9 protein-coding genes are annotated in these 8,149 nt (G+C 54.0%); 4 read left to right on the forward strand and 5 right to left on the reverse strand.

Annotated features, from left to right (window positions below; translation table 11 throughout):
* Window positions 1-286 precede the first annotated feature (286 nt).
* The 4 genes from fae (at window position 287) to QLH52_RS24275 (ending at window position 5,013) form a co-directional block, all read left to right on the forward strand.
* A complete protein-coding gene (gene fae / locus QLH52_RS24260) occupies window positions 287-802 on the forward strand; it encodes a formaldehyde-activating enzyme (RefSeq protein ID WP_033156355.1) in 516 nt (171 codons plus the stop codon).
* A gap of 122 nt (window positions 803-924) precedes the next feature.
* Entirely contained in the window at window positions 925-3,036 is a 2,112-nt protein-coding gene (locus QLH52_RS24265; RefSeq protein ID WP_319963256.1) for a protein-disulfide reductase DsbD family protein, read from the forward strand.
* A gap of 20 nt (window positions 3,037-3,056) precedes the next feature.
* Complete coding sequence (locus QLH52_RS24270) at window positions 3,057-3,674, forward strand: redoxin domain-containing protein (protein ID WP_319963257.1); 618 nt, start codon at window positions 3,057-3,059, stop codon at window positions 3,672-3,674.
* A gap of 79 nt (window positions 3,675-3,753) precedes the next feature.
* A complete protein-coding gene (locus QLH52_RS24275; protein WP_319963258.1) occupies window positions 3,754-5,013 on the forward strand; it encodes an alpha/beta hydrolase family protein in 1,260 nt (419 codons plus the stop codon).
* Window positions 5,014-5,120: 107 nt separating this feature from the next.
* Here the strand turns inward: QLH52_RS24275 and QLH52_RS24280 are convergent, their stop codons facing one another.
* From QLH52_RS24280 to QLH52_RS24300, 5 genes are all read right to left on the reverse strand, one after another.
* A complete protein-coding gene (locus tag QLH52_RS24280; protein WP_319963259.1) occupies window positions 5,121-5,921 on the reverse strand; it encodes a phytanoyl-CoA dioxygenase family protein in 801 nt (266 codons plus the stop codon).
* Between the two features lie 69 nt (window positions 5,922-5,990).
* Window positions 5,991-6,566, reverse strand: coding sequence for a cytochrome c (locus tag QLH52_RS24285; protein ID WP_319963260.1), 576 nt, complete (start codon window positions 6,564-6,566; stop codon window positions 5,991-5,993).
* A gap of 76 nt (window positions 6,567-6,642) precedes the next feature.
* Window positions 6,643-7,119 (reverse strand): DUF6644 family protein, encoded by a 477-nt coding sequence (locus tag QLH52_RS24290; RefSeq protein ID WP_319963261.1) that lies wholly within the window; start codon window positions 7,117-7,119, stop codon window positions 6,643-6,645.
* A gap of 4 nt (window positions 7,120-7,123) precedes the next feature.
* On the reverse strand, window positions 7,124-7,621 hold the full coding sequence (locus QLH52_RS24295; RefSeq protein WP_319963262.1) for a DUF6644 family protein: 498 nt from the start codon (window positions 7,619-7,621) through the stop codon (window positions 7,124-7,126).
* 7 nt (window positions 7,622-7,628) lie between these two features.
* The gene (locus QLH52_RS24300) at window positions 7,629-8,045 is read right to left on the reverse strand and encodes a hypothetical protein (RefSeq protein ID WP_319963263.1); all 417 of its coding nucleotides are present in this window, start codon (window positions 8,043-8,045) and stop codon (window positions 7,629-7,631) included.
* Between the last annotated feature and the right edge of the window lie 104 nt (window positions 8,046-8,149).

Raw genomic sequence — 8,149 nt, forward strand, 5'->3', positions numbered from 1 at the left:
TTGTTTTGGATGGCATCGTGTCCGCGCATTGAAAGGCTCCAAATTTAGGTAGCCTATTTTAACAGTTGGCGGCTCATCTATGCCTTAGCTTACTTGGCTTTTCGAGTTTTTCACCAGCCTGGTAGGCCACTTCAAGGCAGGTAATGTTTAAACTACCGTAACGCAATATAAAACGGACAAAACGCAGCTAATCGGTTATTCCGGATAAATCCCGGAATGGCCGATTATTGATATTCAATATTTCAAAAGTATTACTTACATATATTTGTAAAAAGGGACTATTAAAATGGCAAAAATTACCAATTTGCGGGTTGGCGAATCCTTGGTCGGCGAAGGCAATGAAATCGCTCATATCGATTTAATCATCGGCCCGCGCGGCTCAGCGGCGGAAACCGCTTTCGCGAATGCATTAACCAATAACAAAGACGGCTTTTCCACTTTATTGGCGGTGGTAGCCCCCAACTTGCTGGTGAAACCCGCGACCATTTTGTTCAACAAAGTCACTATCAAAGGCTCGAAACAAGCCGTACAAATTTTTGGACCTGCGCAACGCGCGGTTGCGATTGCGGTAGCGGAATCGGTGGAAGAAGGCATTATTCCCGCCGACGAAGCCGACGATTTGTTTATTTCCGTGGGCGTATTCATTCACTGGCTGGCCGAAGACGACGCCAAAATCGAAGAATACAACTACAAAGCCACCAAGGAAGCGATTGCCCGTGCTGTCGCCGGCTTTCCAAGTGCTCAGGAAGTGATTGCCGCGAAGCAGGACGCCAAACATCCTTTCGCAGCCAATAAGGTATAAGGCGGGTAATGACGGCGATCAGCGGCTTTCTGGGGTTAGCAATACCCAGGCTTCGGTTATGCATAGTCAAGTCGCCAGCGAACGTTAACATGCCTGTAATTCAACCAAGCTAGGGTGCAAGCGTGCTGAATGTCTATCGCGTCATCCTCGGCATCATTCTGGTTTTAGGGATGCCATGCACCCAAGCCAGCCCCGGTCCGGACGCTGCTACGGATCAGGTACGAGCCAGCCTGATTGCCTCTCATACTGCCGTGCATCCTGGCGATGAGATCTTGATTGGCGTGCACCAGCAGATTATTCCGCATTGGCACACTTACTGGAAAAATCCTGGCGACTCAGGCCTACCAACCAAAATTCAATACCAACTACCAGCCGGCTGGTCGGTGGGCGAGATCCAATGGCCTACGCCCAGCAAAATCGTACTGGGGCCGGTCGTCAATTACGGCTATCACGACGCGGTCACCCTACTCTCGCCGCTGCGGGTAGCCGAGAACGCGGAACCTGGTACAGAATGGCCCATCTCAGCAAAGGCGAAATGGTTGGTTTGCGAGGAAGCCTGCATTCCCCAGGAGGTGGAATTAGCAATCCAGTTGCCGGTGGTAGCGAAGGGAGTAGCGGTCGGCCCAACCCATCCTTTGATAACAGCCACCCAAAAGTCCTGGCCTGTTGAATTACCCTGGCAAGCCAGCTTGCTTGAGGGGCCGGCCGGCACGCTCCGGTTACACTTTACTGGCGAACAACTGCCTGCGCCAGACAATAAAGCGCTAGCCTTCTATCCCGACCGTTGGGGACCGATTTCCCATGCTGGCGAGCAAATAACAAGCGTAGCCGACCATGGCCTGGACATCAGCTTGCAAGCCGGTGACCAGCCATTAAGCCCCGGACAAACGCTGACCGGCGTACTGACAGTAGGCAGCGGCGACGCTTTGCGCGCTTATCAGATCAGCGCCGTGTGGCCTGGCACGGCAAATGCAATTCAGGCCGAGCCGGCCAGCGCGTTGGCCGAGCAAACCTTGCCAACCGCCCTGTTACTGGCCTTGGCCGGTGGTTTGATATTGAATCTCATGCCCTGCGTATTTCCGGTGTTGTCGTTAAAAGCCTTGGCATTGATAGAACAAGCCGCTCACGATCCCGGTAAAACGCGCAGACACGGCTGGGCCTACCTGGCTGGGATATTAGTCAGTTTCACCGGATTGGCCGCTGTATTGGTCGCACTGAAGGCCGGTGGTGCCGGCATCGGCTGGGGTTTCCAGTTCCAGTCACCGTGGTTCGTGACGATACTGGCCTACTTGATATTTGCGGTGGGCTTAAGTTTATCGGGAGTATTCAATATCGGTACCGGCATCACCGGCTTGGGCCATAAGCTGGCCGCTCGGGATGGTTATGCCGGCAGCTTTTTCACCGGCGTGTTGGCCGCGGTCGTGGCCACCCCCTGCACCGCGCCGTTCATGGGTGCAGCTATTGGCTTTGCCATCACCCAAGCACCGGCGGCGATGATCGCCGTGTTCCTGAGTTTAGGCACCGGATTGGCCCTACCTTACTGGCTGCTTTGTCAGTGGCCGATACTCCAGCGCTGGCTACCCAAACCCGGGGTATGGATGGAAACCCTGAAACAAGGGCTAGCCTTTCCGATGTACGCCACCGCCGCTTGGCTGATTTGGGTGCTTGCCCGTCAGGCCGGCCCGGAAGCCGTTGCGGGTGCCTTGGGCGGCTGTGTGTTGCTTGCCCTCGCGGTCTGGTTAATTCAAATTAGCCGAAACGCCACCCAACTGAAGCGCCGCGTCATCCATACCAGCGCTTGCGTCAGTTTACTGCTGGCCTTGCTGGCGGGCGAACTAGGCATCCAGACCTCGTCCCAAGCGAGCTATGCAACGGACAGCAACAATCAACACTGGCAAGCTTACAGCGCTGAAAAACTGGCCCAATTACGCAGTGCAGGCAAACCGGTATTCGTTAATTTCACCGCCGACTGGTGCATCACCTGTTTGGTTAATGAACGGGTTGCCTTGAGTAGCGAAGCGGTTCGCGGCGCGTTTCTCAACGCCGAGGTGACTTACCTGAAAGGCGACTGGACCAACCGCGATGCGGATATCGCCAAGGTATTGAGCCAATTTGGTCGCAGCGGCGTGCCCCTGTATTTGTATTTCGGACCGGGAGCGCAGGAGGCGACGGTATTACCGCAAATTCTGACCCCCGATCTCGTTATCGGCGCCATTCAAGGCGCCCGTCTTTAACCATCAGCAATGGAGTATTTATGATTTCTCAGCGTTTGTTCGGATTGATGACCCTTAGCTTAATGCTGTTAATGCCGGCCGCCGCCAAAGCAGAGCCGGTGGTAGGCCAGCCGGCACCGGCGTTTTCGGCGGCGGCAGCCGAAGGCGGTACCTTGAATTTGGCGGCGCTGCGCGGCAAAACCGTGATTCTGGAATGGACCAATGCCGACTGTCCGTTTGTGCAAAAACATTACCAATCCGGCAATATTCCCAATTTACAAAAACAGGCCCAGAGCCAAAACATCGTCTGGTTGCAAGTCATTTCTTCCGCGCCCGGCAAACAGGGCTTTGTCGACGCGGCAACCGCAAAAAAACTCAATCAAGAACGTAACGCCACACCCGCCAACACCGTGTTCGATCCGGATGGTGCCGTGGGCAAGTTGTACGGCGCCACTAACACCCCGCAATTGTTCATCATCGATCCTAAAGGCGTTCTGCTGTACAAAGGCGGCATAGACAGCATTGCCTCGGCAGACCAGGCCGACATCGCAACGGCTGAAAACTATATTTCGTCAGCACTAAAAGAACTGGCGGCCGGTAAACCCATCAGCAAAGCGGTAACCAAACCATACGGCTGCACCGTCAAATATGCCGGTTAATGCCTGCAGTAGCTGAAATTACCTTTCATGAGTGGGACAGTGACGCAAAACCTTGTGTCTCTGTCCTAGTCACCGCCTTATGAGCAGATTGCTGTTCGCCATGCTGATACTGCTATCAGCTTGCGCTCCCCAAGAATATTTCCGTACCAATATCAATGTAAAACCTTGTCTAGCCAATGCCGGTGCGGATTGCAGCGCCGCGAATTTAGTCGTCAACCCGCAAGATGGTTACACCTTGGGTTTCGTGGAGTTCGACGACGACGGCCGTTTCTACGATCAACGCCAGTCCGATGCCGTATTAGCGTGGTTGCAAGACAGCCAACAACCGCAATATGTGGTGCTGTATACCCACGGCTGGCACCACAATGCCAAGGACAGCGATAACAACGTCCGCCGTTTTAAGGAAAGTTTGCGCGACATCAAACTGCGCAATCCACACTACCGAGTGATTGGCGTGTACCTGGGCTGGCGCGGCGAAACCGTGGAAACGCCCTGGTTGCGCGCCTTGACCTTTTGGAGTCGGCGGTCGGTCAGCGAACGCCTGGGCCAAAAGCAATTTCTGGATTTTTTATTGAATGTCGAGGCCATCGTCAAACACGATGCCAATCCGGATAACCGCTTGCTGACCATAGGCCATAGTTTGGGTGCGTCGGTGATGTTAAATGCGCTGCAACCGGTCTGGTTGCAACGTTTTCAACAGGAACGCGGCGACCAAGCCCGTTTCGGCGATCTGGTGTTGTTGGTTAATCCGGCTATCGAAGCCAGGCGTTTTGCCGATCTGCGCGCCGCGGTTCGGCGAATTGCGGCAACGAATGGCCTTGAGCATGCCAACCCGCTAGTCGTGGTTGCCAGTTCGGAAGCCGATAACATCACCAAAAACATGTTTACTTACAGCAGGGCTGTGCCGGCCTGGTTCGAGTCGGTATTGGACCCGATTGAGCAGGTGGACATACCGGGCGCTTCGCAATGGGATTTGGCCGCCACCGCCGTTGGGCATTTTCGCGGTTTTATTACCCATCGTTTGGAAACGACAGCTACCGCATCGACAAATCAAGCCTGTACAGTCAATGCCGCTAGCGGCATTAACGCATCGCCCACTGTCTTAACCCTGGACAGACCGACGGGGATTATTGTCGATGCCGGAGTTTGGCGAGTCGCGGACGGCTTACAACTGCGTCCGATGGCAGAATTGCCGATGGCCGATCCGTTATGGGTGGTGCAGACCGATAAGTATGTGCTGCCGAATCATGGTTTCATGGCGCAAAAGCCTTTCTGGTGTTTTATCGAAGCGGCTTTGAGTCTTGCCGTTAGCCATGGTGCGGCGTTGGCGGGAAACTAACTGGCGTAAAGGAAGTCAGCCGCAAATATCTCGTCAAGGATATACACTGCCAAACGCATATCGCCACGAGCTCGAAAGCAAGAAGCCAATTGGACTCCAAATCTATTTCAACCAAGACTTTCGGCGATTTGCCAAGCCCGTCGATACCAGTCGTGATTTGCCAATTGCGCCATCTCTGCCTGATCAGGCAATACGGTTTTGTTTAGAAACGCTGCCGTAAACGGGTGGTAGTTGCCGACACAAATATCAAAAGCCAGTCGCGCCGAATTGCTTTGGTAATGGCCGCGATGCAGCATTTGCGCATCGAACAATAACGCATCGCCCGGCTGCAAATTGATGAGCACGCTGCCTGGCAAATATTCGTGTTTTTGATGGCCATTCAATTCAAAGCGCACTTCGCGTTCCAGATGGTTGTCCCAGCGGCGATGGCTGCCGGGTATTAAGGCCATGCCGCACTCGGGTAACAGCGGCACCCGCAGATGCAGTGCCAACAATTGGCCTTGCTCGCTTTGCTGCGCCTCGTCTGTGACCGTGCTGTATTGCAGGTCCCGGTGCCAATAAGGCAATTGCTCGCGGTCCAGCGGATTGAAAAACAATTGGCTATTATGAAAATACAGCTCGTCGCCGAATAAACCCGTCAGCCAACCGGTAATCGCTGGCTGGGTGATCCAGGCAAACAAAGTCTGACGTTCCGCAGCCTGTTCCTTGAAATACCGGCTATCGGTCAGGCTGTGCATGTTCAACAGACGATTGGCGCGGATTAAATCTCCATTTTCCGCCGCCCATTGCCGGTGTATCCGTTCGACTATGGACTGTAATTCCGCCATGGCTTCCGGGCAAAATAACTGTCTGGCGATTAGATAGCCTTGCGTTTGGTAGGTATCTAGATCGGGTAAATTGTGGGTCATGCGCGGCAATAGCCCAGGTCAAAAGGCCTACAGTATGCAGCTTAGGCCGGCTATGTGCCAACGCCCCTACTATTTTGGCCTGGCATCGCCCGGATACCAAAACTGACTGTGGCATTGCTCGCAGGCTTGTTCGACTTCGCCGCCGGCTTTTTCCAGTTCCTCGACGTTTTTGGCGTCTATCGCCACCAGTAAGCTTTGAGCGGCGTTTTGCAGGTTTTGCACGCGCTGGACGTATTCTTGGCGATGTTCGATGATCAAGGTTTTGATCGCAGCGGGCGTCAGTTCCGCGCCGCCGCTGGAGGTGATGGCATTGGTGGCCGCAATTGGCCGATCTTCGATCAACAATAGATTCGCGGCTTCAGTGACGGCCAGGGCATGTTGCCGTAGCAGTTGCCAGTCTTCGTCGGTTTGCGGCTGGCGTTCTTCGGTGCCGCTGGCCGTGCTGACCGAGGATACCGAGTTCCAGATAAAATCAATGTTCGGATCGATAATCGAGGTCATGATCTCTTGCAGCGTTGCCACCGGTTTGAAGGGAATGGGCGGCGCAGCCTGTTCGGTGGTGCTCGTTTCGCAAGCCATCAATAGACTGGCAGATGCCACGCTGCAGGCAAGCACTTTTAAACGTAAATTGGATGGTTTGAACATAGGCAATCCCGTTGCGAATAAGGAAGATGCAGGCTTTATGGCGGTGCGTTTTGATATTGAAAAGGCTGAATTGGCGTTAAGCAAAAAAGCCGATAAAACGCCCAGCGAACGCCACACCCAGCCACAGACTCAATGCCAAGCCGCCGGTGGCTTTTGCCAGCCATGTATGGCGAGAATTAGCGGCGACAACCCACCGATAGAGCGTGAAATACACCAGCAAGGCAAGGCCCAACAGGATGAATTTGGCCCAAAAAAAATCGTTGGGATAGTAGCTGGTGGCCGCCGGGATGAATATCAGTAAGCCGGATACCACCAATAGCGTCAAACCGGACCAGAACAATTTGCCGGTGCTGCGCTGGATTTGCGCTAACGGTACGCTGCTCAGGCCCAATCCCAGCAAATTCAGGCTGGTTAAAATCACCGAAGCCAGCAACAAGATCATGCCGGCGATATGGCCCAGTTCCAGTAAGGCGCAGAACAGATGATCCAGGCTGCCGACGAAGCGGCCAAACCCGCTGGATTGCAAAGCTTTGAAGAGTTCGAGGACAGACATAAGGTTATTGGTAACTCAAGTAAGGGATCAAACGCCCGGCGATGACCACCAGGCTCCACAAAGTAAGCGACGTGAAGCCGGCAAAACGCACCGCAACCGGTAAGGTGGACTCGTTGCCCCAATCCCCGACGTCGCGGCCCCATTTCAATTCAAACCACAAGGCATTGATGCCGGCCAAGGCGATGAAACCCAGTTTGTAAAAAAATACCGGCAGCGTGATGATTTTTGCCGCCGTCGCCACGAACAGTAAAATCCCTGTCGCGAAGATGATTAAAAATCCGCCCAGCAACCACGGTCTAAGCGGATGCAAAACTTGCCCAACCGGCAGTTGCGGCAGAAACAGCCCGAGCAGGCGCAGGTCGACAAAAAACAGTAATCCCAATGCCAAAGCCAGGCCGATCAAATGCAGGCCTTCGATCAAGGGAAACATATACACCGACTCGCGCAGCGCGGTACCGAACTCGGAGTCGTTAAGCAGTTGGGCAAATTCGACTAATGACATGATGAGCCTATTTTTTCGGTTCATCAGCGGCGACCAGTCCGAATCCGCCATTGTTCTCGGCGCAGATGCGTTCGTATTGATCCAGGATAGGCTCTTTTAGGGCCACCTTGCCGGTGTAATTGGCCGGCTCCACCTCGAAGTGCCAACCGTTGGGCTGATCCTTGGCAGTCCATTTGCGGGCCGGCACCGTCACGGTAAAGGGACGGGTATAAACGGTCGGATCGGTTAGCACGGCTTCGTAGGTGTAGCGGTCGCCGTAGTTGCTAAATATGTAGCGCTCCTGGATATGGCCGTTTTCGCTGATAAATTCGCCGGAGCGGCCGAACAAAGCCTTGCCGTTTTGATTGGTGACGTCCACCACCAGCGTGTTGCCTTCCCAATGGCCGCGGGAGTCGCCGTTCCACAGTTTAGGGGCTGTTGCCATTTTGTCATAATCCCTTTGAAAATCGATTGGCGAGCCATATTGATTGAGTTTTCAATCAAACGATAACTAGCGAATGCCACGCCAACTGCTTACAGATACCCACT

It is taken from the genome of Methylomonas defluvii (assembly GCF_033949435.1).
Classification (GTDB): Bacteria; Pseudomonadota; Gammaproteobacteria; order Methylococcales; family Methylomonadaceae; genus Methylomonas; species Methylomonas defluvii.

What these genes read in the sequence shown, in the direction of transcription:
- fae (WP_033156355.1), top strand. Translation starts at nt 287, where the DNA reads ATGGCAAAAATTACCAATTTGCGGGTTGGCGAATCCTTGGTCGGCGAA.
- QLH52_RS24270 (WP_319963257.1), top strand. Translation starts at nt 3,057, where the DNA reads ATGATTTCTCAGCGTTTGTTCGGATTGATGACCCTTAGCTTAATGCTG.
- QLH52_RS24275 (WP_319963258.1), top strand. Translation starts at nt 3,754, where the DNA reads ATGAGCAGATTGCTGTTCGCCATGCTGATACTGCTATCAGCTTGCGCT.
- QLH52_RS24280 (WP_319963259.1), bottom strand. Translation starts at nt 5,921, where the DNA reads ATGACCCACAATTTACCCGATCTAGATACCTACCAAACGCAAGGCTAT.
- QLH52_RS24285 (WP_319963260.1), bottom strand. Translation starts at nt 6,566, where the DNA reads ATGTTCAAACCATCCAATTTACGTTTAAAAGTGCTTGCCTGCAGCGTG.
- QLH52_RS24290 (WP_319963261.1), bottom strand. Translation starts at nt 7,119, where the DNA reads ATGTCTGTCCTCGAACTCTTCAAAGCTTTGCAATCCAGCGGGTTTGGC.
- QLH52_RS24295 (WP_319963262.1), bottom strand. Translation starts at nt 7,621, where the DNA reads ATGTCATTAGTCGAATTTGCCCAACTGCTTAACGACTCCGAGTTCGGT.
- QLH52_RS24300 (WP_319963263.1), bottom strand. Translation starts at nt 8,045, where the DNA reads ATGGCAACAGCCCCTAAACTGTGGAACGGCGACTCCCGCGGCCATTGG.